General features: G+C 69.4%; 14 protein-coding genes. 5 read left to right on the forward strand and 9 right to left on the reverse strand.

Going from position 1 to position 14617, the window contains the following annotated elements; translation table 11 throughout:
• Positions 1-22: 22 nt before the first annotated feature.
• On the forward strand, positions 23-358 hold the full coding sequence (locus EP28_RS05285) for a DUF7113 family protein (protein WP_049982973.1): 336 nt from the start codon (positions 23-25) through the stop codon (positions 356-358).
• 37 nt (positions 359-395) lie between these two features.
• On the opposite strand, the gene EP28_RS05290 is transcribed toward EP28_RS05285, so the two are convergent.
• The 5 genes from EP28_RS05290 to EP28_RS05310 form a co-directional block, all read right to left on the reverse strand.
• Positions 396-629 (reverse strand): YgaP family membrane protein, encoded by a 234-nt coding sequence (locus EP28_RS05290; RefSeq protein WP_049982974.1) that lies wholly within the window; start codon positions 627-629, stop codon positions 396-398.
• A gap of 135 nt (positions 630-764) precedes the next feature.
• Positions 765-1637, reverse strand: a complete 873-nt coding sequence (locus EP28_RS05295) for a sulfurtransferase (protein WP_049982975.1) — start codon at positions 1635-1637, stop codon at positions 765-767.
• A 140-nt stretch (positions 1638-1777) separates the two neighbouring features.
• Complete coding sequence (locus EP28_RS05300) at positions 1778-2203, reverse strand: universal stress protein (RefSeq protein ID WP_049982976.1); 426 nt, start codon at positions 2201-2203, stop codon at positions 1778-1780.
• 114 nt (positions 2204-2317) lie between these two features.
• Positions 2318-3706 (reverse strand): ornithine cyclodeaminase, nickel-pincer nucleotide-dependent, encoded by a 1389-nt coding sequence (locus EP28_RS05305; RefSeq protein WP_049982977.1) that lies wholly within the window; start codon positions 3704-3706, stop codon positions 2318-2320.
• Between the two features lie 77 nt (positions 3707-3783).
• Positions 3784-5616: a site-2 protease family protein gene (locus EP28_RS05310; protein ID WP_049982978.1), complete on the reverse strand. Its 1833-nt coding sequence runs from the start codon at positions 5614-5616 to the stop codon at positions 3784-3786.
• A gap of 154 nt (positions 5617-5770) precedes the next feature.
• On the opposite strand from EP28_RS05310, the gene EP28_RS05315 reads away from it, so the two are divergent.
• Entirely contained in the window at positions 5771-6010 is a 240-nt protein-coding gene (locus EP28_RS05315) for a DUF8024 family protein (protein ID WP_049982979.1), read from the forward strand.
• Between the two features lie 35 nt (positions 6011-6045).
• On the opposite strand, the gene EP28_RS05320 is transcribed toward EP28_RS05315, so the two are convergent.
• From EP28_RS05320 to EP28_RS05335, 4 genes are all read right to left on the reverse strand, one after another.
• The gene (locus EP28_RS05320) at positions 6046-7722 is read right to left on the reverse strand and encodes a methyl-accepting chemotaxis protein (RefSeq protein WP_049982980.1); all 1677 of its coding nucleotides are present in this window, start codon (positions 7720-7722) and stop codon (positions 6046-6048) included.
• 238 nt (positions 7723-7960) lie between these two features.
• Positions 7961-8944, reverse strand: a complete 984-nt coding sequence (locus EP28_RS05325; RefSeq protein WP_049982981.1) for a 5,10-methylenetetrahydromethanopterin reductase — start codon at positions 8942-8944, stop codon at positions 7961-7963.
• A 9-nt stretch (positions 8945-8953) separates the two neighbouring features.
• Positions 8954-9709 (reverse strand): coenzyme F420-0:L-glutamate ligase, encoded by a 756-nt coding sequence (locus EP28_RS05330; protein ID WP_049982982.1) that lies wholly within the window; start codon positions 9707-9709, stop codon positions 8954-8956.
• 108 nt (positions 9710-9817) lie between these two features.
• Positions 9818-12097 (reverse strand): AAA family ATPase, encoded by a 2280-nt coding sequence (locus EP28_RS05335; protein WP_049982983.1) that lies wholly within the window; start codon positions 12095-12097, stop codon positions 9818-9820.
• A gap of 254 nt (positions 12098-12351) precedes the next feature.
• On the opposite strand from EP28_RS05335, the gene endA reads away from it, so the two are divergent.
• The 3 genes from endA to EP28_RS05350 all read left to right on the forward strand — a co-directional run bounded on the left by endA (position 12352) and on the right by EP28_RS05350 (position 14587).
• Positions 12352-13530 carry a tRNA-intron lyase gene (gene endA / locus EP28_RS05340; protein WP_049982984.1) on the forward strand — a complete coding sequence of 393 codons (1179 nt, stop codon included), beginning with the start codon at positions 12352-12354 and terminating at the stop codon, positions 13528-13530.
• Positions 13531-13633: 103 nt separating this feature from the next.
• Complete coding sequence (locus EP28_RS05345) at positions 13634-14236, forward strand: LURP-one-related/scramblase family protein (protein ID WP_049982985.1); 603 nt, start codon at positions 13634-13636, stop codon at positions 14234-14236.
• Between the two features lie 141 nt (positions 14237-14377).
• Entirely contained in the window at positions 14378-14587 is a 210-nt protein-coding gene (locus tag EP28_RS05350) for a hypothetical protein (protein ID WP_049982986.1), read from the forward strand.
• The last annotated feature ends 30 nt before the right edge of the window (positions 14588-14617 follow it).

The raw sequence follows: 14617 nt of genomic DNA on the forward strand, positions 1-14617 counted from the left end.
GTGTCGGGACCCTACCGGTGACATGATACTCGTTCGCGGCAGCGGCGGCGGGACCGACCTCACCGGGACGGTGTTCGAGCGCGGCGAGGACCCGCCCACGTACAAGGGCGCGCCCGACGAGGACGCGCCGTACGTCTGGGTGTGTGACTCCTTTTATCAGGTCGAAAGCGGCGGGTCCGCGCTACGCGTCGACGGCGAGGAGATCCGCGTCGCCTTCGAGGAACCGATGCCGCGCGGGTTCGACACCAAGTCCGCGGCGATCGACGCGGCGAAAGAACACGTCCGGACGCAGTTCGCGCGGATCGGCGTCGATCCGGACAGCGTCACGATCGAGGTCACGAAGGCGGACCCGGCGTGAGGCGATCGAGACAGCGACCACCGGTTTCGTCGGCCGCTCAGCGCCGTCTGCCCGCAGAGGCCGGGCATGTGTCGACGCCGAGAAGGGCGTAGAGCCCGCAGATACCGGTGGCGGCGGTGCCGAGCATCATGATCGCGGCGACGCCGAAGACGAGCGCGGCGATATCGGGCAGCGGGACGACGTTGGCGAGGGTGGCCAGCGAGACCGTCCCGAGAACCGCACCGAGTGCTGTTCTGACGCGTTTGTCCGTGGATCCGACGTTCTGTTCCATGCAGTACAATACAGCACACAACAGTAAATACGTTTGCACAGCGGGCTCACGCGGAGTCGCGAATCGCTGGCGATGGCGAGCGGCGTCACAAAAAACAGTCGTCAACGAAGCGAGTCTCGCGTCGCGCAGGTGTCGTTACTCGCCCGTCTCGATCGGCGCGCCGACGAGGTTGCCCCACTCGGTCCACGAGCCGTCGTAGTTGCGAACGTCGTCGTAATCGAGCAGCTCGTGGAGGAGGAACCACTCGATCGACGAGCGCTCGCCGACGCGGCAGTAGGTGATCGTCGACTCGTCGCCGTCGACGCCGGCGTCGGCGTACAGCTCGCGCAGTTCCTCGGCGCTCTTGAACGTTCCGTCCTCGTTCAGGGTGGTGCCGATCGGGACGCTGCTCGCACCGGGGATGTGGCCGCCGCGCTGGGCGGTCTCGTTGAGCCCCTCGGGCGCGATGACCTCGCCGGAGAACTCCTCGGGCGAGCGGACGTCGACCATCGGAAGGCCCTCCTCGATCGCGGTGTCGATGTCGTCTTTGTACGCGCGAACGCTCTCGAAGGGACCGCGGGCCTCATACTCGCGCGGCGTGAACTCGGGTTCATCGGTCGAGAGCGGGTAGTCGTTTGCGACCCAGTAGCCCTTCCCGCCGTCGATCACGCGCACGTCCTCGTGGCCGTAGTACGTGTAGATCCAATAGCCGAACAGCGCGAACCAGTTGGGGACGCGGCCGCCGCCGTACACCACGACGGTCGTGTCGGCGTCGATGCCGGCCTCGCCGTTTCGCTCCGCGAACGTCTCTTTCGAGACGATGTCGCGCTCGGTCGGGTCGGTGAACACCTCGTCCCACGGGAAGTTCAGCGCGCCGGGGATGTGCCCCTCCTCGTAGGGCGTGTAGTCCGAGTCGTCGGTGACGGTCGGATTGTTGATCTCGACCAGTCGGAAGTCCGCGTCGTCGTCCTGGAACGCGTCGAGGTTGTCTTCGACCCAGTCCGCCGTAACGAGTACGTCGTCTGTCATCGAAAGTCCGTACACGCCCCACTGCCTTTGAACGGACGGTACTGGTGGTCGTTGCCGCCGGCTGTGACACGCCGCGTCGACATCGGATTAGCGAAATACGGACGTTTTGAGGCGTCTCCAGTTGATTTCTCCGACCTCGGCTATCGAATCACCGTCACGGGAACGTCAGCTTTGTCGACGACGCTTTTCGCGACGCTGCCGACGACCTGCTCGCGCTCCTCGGTGAGCCCCCGGTGACCGACGTAGATGGCGTCTATCGGGTTTTCGTCGGCGTACTCGGTGAGGGCCGTGGCCGGGCGACCGGTGAGCAGTTGCGTCTCGATGTCGATCGGCTCGTCGCCGACGGCCGCCTCCGCGACCGCGCGAGCGTTGTCGAGGACGTCCTCGCCGGACGCGACGGCCGCCTCCTCGCCGGGGAGGACGATCGTCCCGTCGACGAGCTCCGACTCCGGCGTCAGCACGTGGACGATCTCCAGCGTCTCGTAGAACGCCACCGCCTGTCGGGCGGCGTATCTGACCGCCTCGTCGCTCTCCGTCGATCCGTCGGTCGCAACCAAGTAGCTCATGCCTGAAGGTGGTCCCGGGAGACACAAAACTCCTGTCGGGCGTTCTCGCGCCACGGGGACTCGACGCGGGGGTCCACAGAGTGCGCTCCGGTCCGGGCGGGCGACGGACTGCGCTCAGGCGTCGTCCGCGCTCTCGGGTTCGTCCGCGCTCCCGGAATCGGCCGCGCTCTCAGAATCGGCCGCGCTCTCGGAATCGGCCGCGCTGTCGCAGTCGCTCGGTCCCTCCAGCACGAACTCCGCGAGCGTCGGGACGAACGTCCCGATGTCGGTGACCATCCCGACCGCCTGCGCCGACCCCCGGTCGAGGAGTTGCGTGACCGTCGCGGGGTTGATGTCGACGCAGACGGTCTTCGTCGTCGACGGGAGGCAGTTTCCGACCGCGACGGAGTGCAGCAGCGTCGCGAGCATGATCACGATGTCCGCTTCGTGGGCCTGCTCGCGGATCGCGTTCTGTGCTTCGATCGCGTCGGTGATCGTGTCGGGGAGCGGACCGTCGTCGCGGATCGATCCCGCGAGCACGGTGTCGACGTCGTTTTCGACGCACTGGTACATCACGCCCTCCGTGAGTATCCCCTCGTCGACGGCGGCTTCGATCCCACCCGCACGGATGATCTCCGAGATCGTCCAGATGTGGTGTTTGTGTCCCTTCCGTGGGTGTTCGAGCGTCTCGACGTCCATCCCGAGCGAGGTCCCGTACAGCGACCGCTCGATATCGTGGGTGGCGAAGCCGTTGCCGGCCGAGAGCGCGTCGACGTAGCCCGCCTCGACGAGGGCTGCGAGCGCGTCGCCCGCGCCCGAGTGGATCACCGCGGGGCCGGCGACGACCATCACGTTCCCGCCGCGCTCGCTCACCCCCCGCAGTTCCTCCGCGACCTCTCGGATCGTGGACTCCGAGGGGCGCTCGGCAGAGACCCCGCCCTGCATGAACCCGAACGCGCCGCCGCCGCTCCGGGGGCGCTCCGGGGGCCGAACGCGGATTCCGGACTGGTCGGTCGCGACGAGGTCGCCCTCCTCGACCGCGTTGAGGACCTTCGTGTACGCCCGCGGGCCGTCTGCGGCTCCGTCTTCTCTGTCTTCCTCGTCCACATCTCCCTCGCCCGCGTCCACATCCGGCCCGGGTTCGACCACGAGCGCGCAGTCCATCTCGATGCGCTCGACCTCGATCCACTCGCCGTCGTACAGCACCTCGGTCGGGTGGTTCGTCGTGGAGTAGAAGTTCGGCGGGACGACCCTGTCGGCCGGCGCGGCGACGAGCTCGACGTCACTCGGATCGTCGAGGACCGCGCCGTTCTGGTGCAGTTCGTGGAGGATGGCCCGCAGCGTCTCCGCGTCGTCGGCCGTGACGGTCAGCCGGCAGTACGACTCCTCGGTCTCGTGTTTCCCCACGTCGAACTGCTCGACGTCGAAGGAGCCGCCTAGATCCATCACCGCGCCGAAGCAGCGCTGGAGCGTGCCGCTGTCGATGATGTGGCCCTCCAGTTCGACGGTTCGCGAGTGGGTCATACGCCCCCGTCTCGCCCCGGAGAGAAACCGGTTTCCACCTCGGCGTCACGGACTCGTTCGGCCCACACCGAGGCCGATCAGGCCAGTCCGAGCGCCGAGAGGATCTGGGTACCGAAGATCATCGCGACCAGCCCGGCGAGCATGACCAGCCCGGAGGAGACCGTGATCGTCCGAACTGCGGCGTGGCGGTTCGAGACGGGCGTCCGGCTGACGACCGCCTCGGCGACCATCCGGAGGATCCGTCCGCCGTCGAGCGGGAACGCCGGCAGGCAGTTGAACAGCGCGAGCTGAACGTTTATCCAGCCGGTCCAGAACAGGAGGTTCGCCAAGAGGAACGTTCCGCCGCCGAGGGCCGCGAACGCGCCGTCGACAACGTAGAAGTTGGTCAAATGGCCCGTGAACCCCGCGAAGTTGTACGGGAGTCCGAACAGACTGCCGAGCGGGAGAAGCAGCGCGACGAACGCGAGCCCGAGCGGCGACCCGTTCAGCCCGCCGATCGGAACCCCACTGGCTCCGGCCTCGCCGCCGTCGCCGCCGAGCAGTTCGAGGTACGCGCCCGCCGGGTACTCGGAGACGCCGAAGTCGTCGAGGGCGAGTCCGCTCGCGCCCGGGAACACCGAGACGCCGATGAATCCGCCGTCGCGGTTCGGGTGCGGGTCGAGTTCGACGTCGTAGCTCACGCGCTCGCCGTCGCCGTCGTACGCGACGACCTCGACGGTCTCGCCGGGCTCGCGCTCCGAGAGCACCGCCGAGAGTCCGTCGTCGTCGTGGACGCGCTCGCCGTCGATGGCGACGATGGTCATCGGTTCCCCGACCGTCGCGCCCGCCTCGGCGATGGGGCCGTCAGACTGCGCCGCGAGGGCGTACGCTCCAATCGGTATCTCTGCGGTCACTGGGTCGCTCTCGTTACCCCCGGTGACCGTCACGGTGGCGCGCTCGGCGTCGCCAACCGCCTCGACGAACGCACCCTCGGTCGCCACCGACCCTCCGTTCACCGACTCGACGGCGTACGGCTCACCCTCGACGGTGATCCCGAGGGGATTCCCGCCGGCGGTGCCGACGATCTGGAGGTTCCGATCGACTTCGACGGTCCGCTCGCCGTCGCCGTCGTCTGCGGTCACGGTCACCGTCTCGCCGGCGTCGGTGAGGGCGGCCTCGAACTCGTCTGCGGTGTCGACCGGCGTGCCGGCGACCTCGACAAGCCGATCGCCCTGCGCGATGTCGGCCGCGGCCGCCGGCGACCCGGGATTCACCTCGCCGACGGCGTAGCCGGGAGCCGGGGAGACAGCACCGACCACCGGACCGAAAAGCAGCGCGAACGCGAGGATGGTCACGACCGTGTTGGCGGTGACGCCGGCGGCGAACATCCGCGAGCGAGCCCCGCGAGAGGCCTCCTGAGTCGCCTCCTCGTCCGGCTCGACGAACGCCCCCACGGGCAACAGCGCGAAGAACACGAGTCCCATCGACTCGATGTCGATCCCCTCGACACGACAGAGGAGTCCGTGTGCGCCCTCGTGGACGACCATCGCGATCGCGAGGCCGGCGAGGATCTCCGGGGCGACGGACAGCGGGAGGAACTCGTTGACGCCGGGGATGATGAGGAAGTTCTGTGGCTGTTGGATCGCGGCGGGCTGGGCGGTGTCGAGCGTCGTGCGCGCGGAGTTGATGATGAGCACGAACGAGCCGACCATCGCGACGAGCGCGCCGCCGAGCCCGAGGTTCGCGATCGCCCGCCAGAGCCGTTTCGGACGGGCGAGTCGGTCGAGGAATATCCGCCCGCGGAGGGTGCGAAGCGTCAGTATCGGGCCGGAGACGCGGATCGAGTCGGGGAGCACGCCGCGATCGTCGAGCCACAGCATGGCCGCGGAGTACGCGAGGACCCCCGTGAGGACCCAAAACAGCGTGTTCATGCCGAGGTGATCCGTGTCGGCCGGGTGTAAGGCGTTCGGTTGTCGAAGTCGATCTGAGCGCTTGTCCGGCTTTCCGGAACGACGCGACGGAGGCCCTCGTCGATATTCGACCGCGAACTCAACACCCAAGTACCCGGCGGATCAACGGCCGGATATGCTAGCGCTCGTTGACTTCGTTTCCCGACTCGTCGGCGACGTCGGACGGTTCGTGGACATCTTCCTGAACGACCTCATTCTGGGTGCCGGAGACCCCATCTCGGCGCTCCTCGTCGTCGTCGGACAGGTGCTTCTCGTCTCGTCTGTAGCCGTGCTCGGGTACGCCGCGGTCGGCGCGCTCCTCGGCGAGATCGGCGTCACGCTCCCGTCGCTCGGCGGCCGCGGCCCGGCAGAATAACGACCCTGAATCAGTCGTCGACGTGACGGCCAAAGTCAGTCGTCGGCGTCGACGGGAGGCGTTTCGGCGGTCGCGCTCGCGCTCGCGGATGGACCGCCCGCCTCCGACGTGTCCGACGCGTCCGGCACGGTGAACCCGTCGAGCGTCGCGCGGAGCTCGTCCGACTGATCGGAGAGCCCGTGGACGCGGCGAGTCACCTCGGAGACGGTGGCGGTCTGTTCTTCCGCGGCCGCGGCCACGTTCTCGGATTCGGTGGCCGTCTGTCGGCTGACGGTCGCGATCTCGTCGACCATGTCGACGACCTCCTGTGTCGTCCGCGCCTGGTCGTCGGTCGCGTCGCTTATCTCTTGGACCGTCTCGTCGACGGTCGTCACGTCCTCGACGACCTCCTCGAACTCGCGGAGCGTCTCCTCTATCGTCTCGACCGACGCCGACACCTGCGACTCCATCGCGTCCACGTCGCGAGCCGTCCCCGCGGACGCTTCCTGCACCTCGTCGATCCGCCCGGAGATCTCGGCCGCCTCGGCGCGCGTCTCCTCGGCGAGCGCCTTCACCTCGTCTGCGACGACCGCGAACCCGTCGCCGGAGCCGTCGGCTCGGGCCGCCTCGATGGAGGCGTTCAGCGCGAGCAGGTTGGTCTCCTCCGCGATGTCGTCGATCACGGCCGCGATCTCGTCGATCTCGCCGACTCGGTCGACGAGATCGTCCACCGCCGTCGCGGTCTCGCCGATTCGGGCTTCGAGCGTCTCCAGTTCCTCGATGGCCTCGGCCGCCTCCTCGCGGCCCGCCTGGCCGCGCTCGGCGGCGTTGCGAGCGGTCCGCGCCGCGTCATCGGCCGACGCCGCGATCTCCTCGACCGTCGCCGAGAGCGTGCTCATCTCGCCGGAGACGGACTCCAACTGCGCCGTCTGGTCGGCCGCGCCGTCGGAGATCTCCTGGACCGAGCGCGCCACCTCCTCGCTCGCGCCGTCGACCTCGTCCATGCTCGCGCGCACCTCGTCGCTCGTGGCGGCCACGTCGCCCGTGAACGACTGAACGTCGCCGACGGTACCGCCGAGCGTGGCGACGAGTCGGTTGTAGTTCTCGACGAGCTCCGCATATCGGTCTTCGTCCGTCGCCAGCGCGTCGGCGTCGATCGTCGCCGTGAGGTCGCCGTCGCGGGCGCGTTCCGTGGCGTCGTCGAACGCGTCGACGAGCGACTCAAGCTCCGTCGTGTACGACTCCAGGTTCGTCGCCATGAGCGAGAGCGACTCGCCGAACGCCCCCGGGACGTCCTCGTCGAGTGCGGGATCGTCGAACGACTGCGTGGCGAGCGCCTCCGCCTGCGCCGACACGGTCGTGAGGTACGCCTGCACTTCGGCAAACGAGTTCACGAGGTTGCCGATCTCGTCTGGCTGGTCGCCGCCGACGAGCGCGAGACCGTCTCTCGCGGCGTCTTCGTCCGATTCGAGTGCATGCACGTCGCCGGCCGCGATCGCGTCGGCTCCGGCTTCGAGCCGGCGTATCGGTGCGACGAAGTCGCGACGAACGATGAGGAGAGTGTTGTAGATCGCGACGACCGCGCCCACGAAGAGCCCGCCCGAGACGACGTACAGCGCGGTCCCGGAGAGCGCGAACGGCGCGAGGAAGATCCCGACGGTGACGAGGAACTGGATCCCCACTGCCGCGACGACCTTCCGCTCTATCGATTCGTCGACGCCGAGGTGGTCCATTGTTCGCCACAGCGCGGACTCATATCTCCCGCGGAGTCCCGAGCGGCGCTGCCGTGTGGTCGACATACCGGACGCTCCGCGAACACGGGTAATGAATGTCGTGGCGAAGTTCTCAAGATCGATTCTCGATTCCTACACGGTGAGAACTCCCTATGCACGCAATCGATTGACAACGTTGGTGCAGGTAATGGATTAACAACGTTGGTGCACGCAATCGATTGACAACGATTGAGCCGGCTCAGAACGCCCCGTCGACCGCTTCGGCGGCGAGGTCGACGGCGGCCTCCAGATCGGGGCCGAGCGGCGATCCGACCACGAGGCCGTCGGCGTGCTCGGCGAGCGACTCGGCGCGCTCGCGGACCGTCTCGGGGGTGCCGGCCAGACAGAACGCGTCGATCATCGCGGGCGTCACGCGCTCGAAGGCGGCGGAGAACTCGCCCGCGGAGACGTGCTCGCCGATCGCCGCGGCGGCGTCGGGGTCGATCCCGTGGCGGTCCAGCACGGGCGGGGCCGCGCCGCCGGCGATGAACGCGACCGGCGGACGGGCGGCCTCGCGAGCGGCCGCCTCCTCTTCCGCGACCGACACCGAAGCGTACGCGATCAAATCGAACTCCCCCCGGTGGTCCGGGCGGTCCGCGAGTCCGTCGTCGACCTGATCGCGAGCCCACGCCAGATCCGCCGGGTGCGAGCCGTTGTACAGCAGGCCGTCGGCGTGTTTCGCCGCCATCCGACACATGTGCGGGCCCTCGCCGCCGACGTGGACCGGAATCGACGCGCCCTGCGGCGGCTCGTAGTTGAGTCCGGCCTCGCTGGCGTCGAAGGTTCCGTCGCGGTCGACGCGCTCGCCGGCCCACAGCCGCTGGGCCGTCTTGAACGCCTCCAACACGGGGCGGAGCCCGCGCTGGTCTTCGAGCCCGAGGTTCCGGAGGGTCGAGGGATCGCCGGGACCGATACCGAAGACGGCGCGCCCCTCCGAGAGTTCGTCGAGCGTGGCAACCCGCGAGGCGAGTGTGACGGGATGCGTCTCGTAGGGGTTGGCGACGCCGGGACCGAGCCGGACGGTCTCCGTGGCCGTCGCGAGTTGTGAGAGGAACGCCCACGGGTCGCGGTTGTTGTAGTGACACGTCGAGTAGACGGCGTCGTAGCCGGCCGCCTCGGCGCGGACGCCGAGATCGACGAGGCGATGCAAGTCGTGTTCGGGGGTGAGTTCGATTCCGAGCATGGTCGGTGATTACGCCTGAAACTGCCACTCGCGCAGCGCCTGTCGGACGAAGTCGCCCTCGACCTCGCGGAAGTGGTTCTCAGAGCCGTCGTGGTCGCCGAACGTCCAGCCGCGGACGACGACGACCGGGGTGCCGCCCGCGCCCTCGCCGGCGACGAGGTTGGCGGCCGCGGCCAGCTCGTCGATCACGTTCTGGACGGTGACGCCCATCTCGCGGCCGTCACGGTCGCGCTCGCCGCGCCAGTCGCGGCTCGCCGGCAACCCCGCCCAGCCGATCGCGACGCCGCGCTGGCCGTGGCGGAACGGTCGACCGCAGGTGTCGCTGACGATCACGCGGTCCGCCGCCAGCCCCTCGCGGATCCGGGCCGCGCTCTCCGAGGGGCGCTCGGGGAGGAGAAGCAGGTCGCCGTCGGGGACGTTCGACCGGTCGATTCCGGCGTTGACGCCGACGTGACCGAACCGGGTCGCCGTGAGGAGGAACGGGGCCTCCATGATCAGCTCGGTCGACTCCTCGATAACGGCCTGTGCGAACCGCGGATCCTTCTCGTCGCCGGAGATCTCGGCGAGGCGGTCGGCCACCTCGGTCGCCCGCGGGGACGGCGGGAAGTCGTCGAGGTCGAAGACGCGACCCTCGGCCTTGGAGACGACGGTGCTCGCGACGACGACCACGTCGTCTTCTCGGAGTTCGGCGCGCTCGCCGATCATGGCCGCGAGATCGTCTCCCTCCCGGATCTCCGGGAGGTCGGGCACCGCGAACAGCTCCATACACGACACTGCGCCTCGGCGACGAAAAACCCCGCCGGTACCGGGACGGTTTGACGGTAGTCGGGAGCCGTCACAGCGGCGCGGCGGCAGCGGTCGGGCGCGCGGCGCTCACGACCGCGCATCGGCCGCCGGGCGGACCGATGCCAGCGCCGCGTCGAAGTCGGCTCGGGTGATCGCGACGTCGTCGGCGTGGTCGTTCGCGGCCGCGCCGTGTTCGTCGGCGACGCGCTCGATGGCGACGAGCGCCGCCTCGCGGCACAGCGCCGCGATCTCCGCGCCGGAGTACCCCTCGGTCTCGTCGGCGAGCGCGTCGAGGTCGACGTCGTCGACGAGCGGCTTCGCGTCGGTGTGAACTGACAGGATCTTCCGCCTCGCGTCCCGGTCCGGGGCGGGAACCTCGACGTGCGTCTCCAGCCGTCCCGGCCGGAGAAGCGCCGGGTCGAGCGCGTTCCGCCGATTCGTCGCCGCGAGCACGACGAGGTTCGGGTTGTCGCTCGCGCGATCCAGTTCCGTGAGAAGCTGTGAGACCACGCGCTCGCCGACGCCGGAGCCGTCGCCGCCCGCGCCGTCTCGGTCGGCCGCGATCGCGTCGATTTCGTCGAAGAAGACGATCGCCGGAGCCGCCTGTCGCGCGCGGTCGAACAGCTCGCGGACCGCCTTCTCGGACTCGCCGACGTACCGGTCGAGCAGTTCGGGCCCGGCGACCTGAATGAAGTTGACGCCGCTCTCGCCCGCGATAGCACGCGCGAGAAGCGTCTTCCCGGTGCCCGGCGGGCCGTGTAACAGGACGCCCGTCGGGGGGGCGGCGTCGGCCGCCTCGAACAGCGGACCGTACGAGAGCGGCCACGTCACCGCGCGCTCCAGCTTCTCTTTGGCCTCGTCGAGCCCGCCCACGTCGGCGAAGTCGGTGGTCGGCTGTTCGGCGACGTACTCGCGCATCGCGCTCGGCTCGACTGCGGAGTGGGCCGCCTCGAAATCCGCCTTCGTCACGGTCACGTCGTCGAGCGCGGCCGAGTCGGTCGTCCGGGCGCGCCGAAGCGCGGTCATCGCCGCCTCCTGGGCGAGCCCCTCGATGTCGGCGCCCACGAAGCCGTGCGTCCGGCTCGCGATCCGGTCTAAGTCCACGTCGTCCGCGAGCGGCATCCGGCGAGTGTGGACGTCGAGTATCTGTCGGCGTCCGCTCTCGCCGGGGACGCCGACCTCGATCTCGCGGTCGAATCGCCCGCCGCGACGGAGGGCGGGATCGAGCGTGTCGACGCGGTTCGTCGCGCCGATGACGATCACGTCGCCGCGGGCGTCGAGCCCGTCCATGAGCGAGAGCAACTGGCCGACGACCCGATTCTCCACGTCGCCGCCGTCGTCGCGTTTCCCCGCGATCGAATCGATCTCGTCGAAGAACACGATGGCCGGCGCGTCCTCGCTCGCGCGCTCGAACACCTCGCGAAGGCGCTCCTCCGACTCGCCTTTGTACTTCGACATGATCTCCGGGCCGTCGACCGTGATGAACGTCGCGTCGACCTCGTTGGCGACGGCGCGCGCGATAAGCGTCTTTCCAGTGCCCGGCGGGCCGTGTAGCAGGACGCCCTTCGGCGGGTCGACGCCGAGCCGAGTGAACACCTCCGGTTCCGAGAGCGGTAGCTCGATCGTCTCGCGGACCAACTCAAGCTCCTCGTCTAAGCCGCCGATGTCCTCGTAGGTCGCGCCGGCGGCGTGCCTCTCGGGAGGCGCAGTTCCGTCTCCTCTCGGTCGGCCGTCGCTCCCGGGTGGGACGGTCCGATCACGGGATTCGCCGGACCGGTCGGCTCCGGCGGACGCGTCTCTGGTCCGCCGGTCGGCCCCGCCCGCGTCCGACTCGACGTCCGCGGCTCCCTCGTCCCCGCCCTCGTCGTACGACACCGACACGGTGGTCCGCTCCGTGACGCGAACCGTGCCCGCGGGCTCCGTCTCGGCGACGACGAACCGTACCCCGCCGAGCCGCTCGACGTGGACGGCCTCGCCTTCGGTGACGGGTCGGTCGCGGAGGTCGCGGGCCAGCGCGCGCTCGACGACCTCGCGGCGCACGTCGACCTCGGCGAGTTCGGCGGGTGCGGCGAGCACGACGCGGCGGGCGTCCTCGACGTCGACCGCCCCGACCGTGACGGTGTCACCGACCTTCACGCCCGCGTTCGCTCGGGTGTCGGCGTCGATGAGGACGGAGCCGTCGGCGGCGTCCGGGCCGCCGGGCCACACCTTCGCGACGGCGGTGCGGTCGCCGCGTATCTCGACGGTGTCGCCGCTGAGGAGGCCGAGCCGCTGCCGGGCGGACTCGGGGAGCCGAGCGATCCCCCGGCCCGCGTCGCGCTTCTCGGCCGCGCGGACCGTGAGCCGGAGGCCGGCTGTCTCGTTCATACCAGTCGGTGCGGCCGCCGCACCCTTATCTCTGTCCGGTGGGGCCGGTCGCAGACCGCCGATTGCAGACCGCCGATTGCAGACCGCCGACCGACGACTGGAGACCGCCGGCCACAGACCACCGGCTACAGACCACCGGCCGCCGGCCGCAACCTGCCGACCACCGGCCGCCGGCCGCAACCTGCCGACCACCGACCGCCGACCACCGACCGCCGACCGCAACCCCCTTCCCTCAGCCGCGCCCGCTGTCGAGCATGCAACCCACAGGGCATCTCCGCGGCGATTCCGTGCGCGTCGGGGGTGACGCCCGGCAGCGATTCTACGACTCTCGGGGGTACGGCCGCCCGCTCTCGGGCGACGAGATCGCGCTCTCGCGCGTCGAGGCCGCCCACCTGCTCTTTCGCGGCGACTTATCCGGAGTCTCGCTCACCGAAGACGGAGACTCCGTCGGCTTCGAGCGCTTCTTCGTCGAAAGCGCGGCCGCCGCGGACCGGTTCGCGGTGCGGTACCTCGTGTACGCCGACCTCCGCGACCGCGGCTTCTACCTCTCGCCCGCCCGCGAGCCGTGGCCCGGCGGAGACGCCGCCGTCGCCGACGCGGTGGACTTCGTCGCCTACGAGCGCGGCTCGACGCCGGACACCGGGAACGTGAAGTACCCCGTCCAAGTCGTCGGCGAGCGCGAGTCGCTCCCGGCGGCGGGGCTCGCGGGACGCACCCTCGCCGTCGTCGACGAGGAGTCGGACATCACGTACTTCGCGGCGGACGACGGAGCGATCACGGGCGAGACGGCGTACGAGCCGCCGGAGCGGGTGACCGGCGTGCTCCTCGCCGACCGCGTCGTCGTCTGGGACGCGCCCGCGGACCTCTACGAGCGCGGCTTCTACGGCCAGCCGCTCACGGGCCGCGCGGCCGCGGTAGATGACGCGCTGCAGTTGTCGCTCGTCGAGGCCGCGGCGCTCGCGAGCGACGGACGGCTGGTGCTGTCTGCGTCCGTCGACGACGACGGCAGCGACACGCCCGAACCGGTCCCAGCCGACCCGGCGGCCGCGATCGTCGCGCGCGGCCGCGACGTGGAGGGCGCGCGGTTCGACCGCCGGCTCGCGGCCTACCGGTCGCTGCGCGAGGCCGACGCGGTTCCGAAGACCGGCTTCAAGTTCGGCGCGGACTTCCGGACGTACCTCGACGTCGAGACCGTCGAGGACCTCCCGCACTCCGAACACCTCGTGCGCGTCGTCGACCCGGATCATCGGTTCTCGCCCCGGGAACTCTCGCTCGACGTGCGGCTCGCGGGCGGCGTCCGGAAGGAGATGGTGTTCGCGCTGACGGCGGCGGCCGGCGACGAAAACGGAGACATCGGCAGCGGAGAGTCCGGAGGCGACGAGATCAGCGACGCCGATGTGGAGTGGCTCTCGATCAGCCGACTGACGCCGTGACGCGGTCCGGAATCGGCGTCAGTCGGCCGACACGGACCGGAACGCGGCGTCGGCCGCGGAAATAGGCAGAAGCCTTTTTTAATCGCTCGCCGTCGTCGCGCCCATGCCACTGCCCTCCGCGTCCGAAGCAGAACCGACCGAGTACACCATCTCGACGGTCGACCTCACCGACGACCGATACGAGGTAAAACAGTCCGTGATCCGAAACAAGTACGCCGTCCGCGACAGCGCTGGCGACGTCGTCTTGCGCGGGAAACAGAAGCTGTTCAAGCTGAAAGAGGAGTTCCCGTTCGTCACCGGCGACGGCGCGGACGCGTTTACCGTGAAGGCGGGCGGGATCATGGACGTCGCCGGCAGCTACGCGATCAGAGACGCGGGCACCGGCGAAGAGGTCGTTGTCTTGGACGAGGAGTTCTCGCTTTTCGTCGAGAACTGGACGATCCGGGACCCCGAGACGGGAGCGCCGCTAGCGACCATCCGATCGAAGAACAAGCTGCTCTCGGCGCTCCGGCACCTCGTCAGCCTGGCAAACCTCGTCCCGAACAAGTACGAGATATTCGACGCTGACGGCGGGCACGTCGGCGATATCGAGGGGAAGTTCTCGTTTCGAGACGCCTACACGGTCACCATCGACGACGCGAGCGACGTGCCGAAGGAGGCGGTCGTCGCCGCCGCGTGCATCCTCGACGCCCTCGAGAACAAGTAGATCGCCCGCCGCGTCAACCTCGGGACTACGTTGACGTCGGGACTGCGTTGACGTCGGGACTGCGTCGACAGTGGAGTCACGTCGGGCGGCCCGACCGCAGGGAGAGGAAAGAGCTATACAGAGACGGATCAAGCTTCGCGCATGGTGGTGCCCGAGACATTCGACCGGTCGCTGGCGGCCCGCCAGTCGGCCGTGTACCTCGTGGCGTTCTGTGCGGTGTTCGCAACCGTCTCGTACGCCACAGGCGGGAGCATCCTCCTCGGCGTCGGTACCGGCTTCGTCATGGCGTCGGTCGTGATCGCCTTTTATACGTGGAAAGGAGAACTCGGCGTGCCTGCAGACGCGGACTGATCGGCCGTCGCGGCCGAGACGTCGGCGGTC

This window comes from Halorubrum sp. BV1, from assembly GCF_000746205.1.
Classification (GTDB): Archaea; Halobacteriota; Halobacteria; order Halobacteriales; family Haloferacaceae; genus Halorubrum.

Bases quoted from the DNA above. Each gene is read 5' to 3' on its own strand.
- EP28_RS05325 (WP_049982981.1), bottom strand. From the start codon at position 8,944: ATGCTCGGAATCGAACTCACCCCCGAACACGACTTGCATCGCCTCGTC.
- EP28_RS05305 (WP_049982977.1), bottom strand. From the start codon at position 3,706: ATGACCCACTCGCGAACCGTCGAACTGGAGGGCCACATCATCGACAGC.
- endA (WP_049982984.1), top strand. From the start codon at position 12,352: ATGCAACCCACAGGGCATCTCCGCGGCGATTCCGTGCGCGTCGGGGGT.
- EP28_RS05290 (WP_049982974.1), bottom strand. From the start codon at position 629: ATGGAACAGAACGTCGGATCCACGGACAAACGCGTCAGAACAGCACTC.
- EP28_RS05285 (WP_049982973.1), top strand. From the start codon at position 23: ATGATACTCGTTCGCGGCAGCGGCGGCGGGACCGACCTCACCGGGACG.
- EP28_RS05315 (WP_049982979.1), top strand. From the start codon at position 5,771: ATGCTAGCGCTCGTTGACTTCGTTTCCCGACTCGTCGGCGACGTCGGA.
- EP28_RS05345 (WP_049982985.1), top strand. From the start codon at position 13,634: ATGCCACTGCCCTCCGCGTCCGAAGCAGAACCGACCGAGTACACCATC.
- EP28_RS05300 (WP_049982976.1), bottom strand. From the start codon at position 2,203: ATGAGCTACTTGGTTGCGACCGACGGATCGACGGAGAGCGACGAGGCG.
- EP28_RS05350 (WP_049982986.1), top strand. From the start codon at position 14,378: ATGGTGGTGCCCGAGACATTCGACCGGTCGCTGGCGGCCCGCCAGTCG.
- EP28_RS05320 (WP_049982980.1), bottom strand. From the start codon at position 7,722: ATGGACCACCTCGGCGTCGACGAATCGATAGAGCGGAAGGTCGTCGCG.
- EP28_RS05330 (WP_049982982.1), bottom strand. From the start codon at position 9,709: ATGGAGCTGTTCGCGGTGCCCGACCTCCCGGAGATCCGGGAGGGAGAC.
- EP28_RS05310 (WP_049982978.1), bottom strand. From the start codon at position 5,616: ATGAACACGCTGTTTTGGGTCCTCACGGGGGTCCTCGCGTACTCCGCG.
- EP28_RS05335 (WP_049982983.1), bottom strand. From the start codon at position 12,097: ATGAACGAGACAGCCGGCCTCCGGCTCACGGTCCGCGCGGCCGAGAAG.
- EP28_RS05295 (WP_049982975.1), bottom strand. From the start codon at position 1,637: ATGACAGACGACGTACTCGTTACGGCGGACTGGGTCGAAGACAACCTC.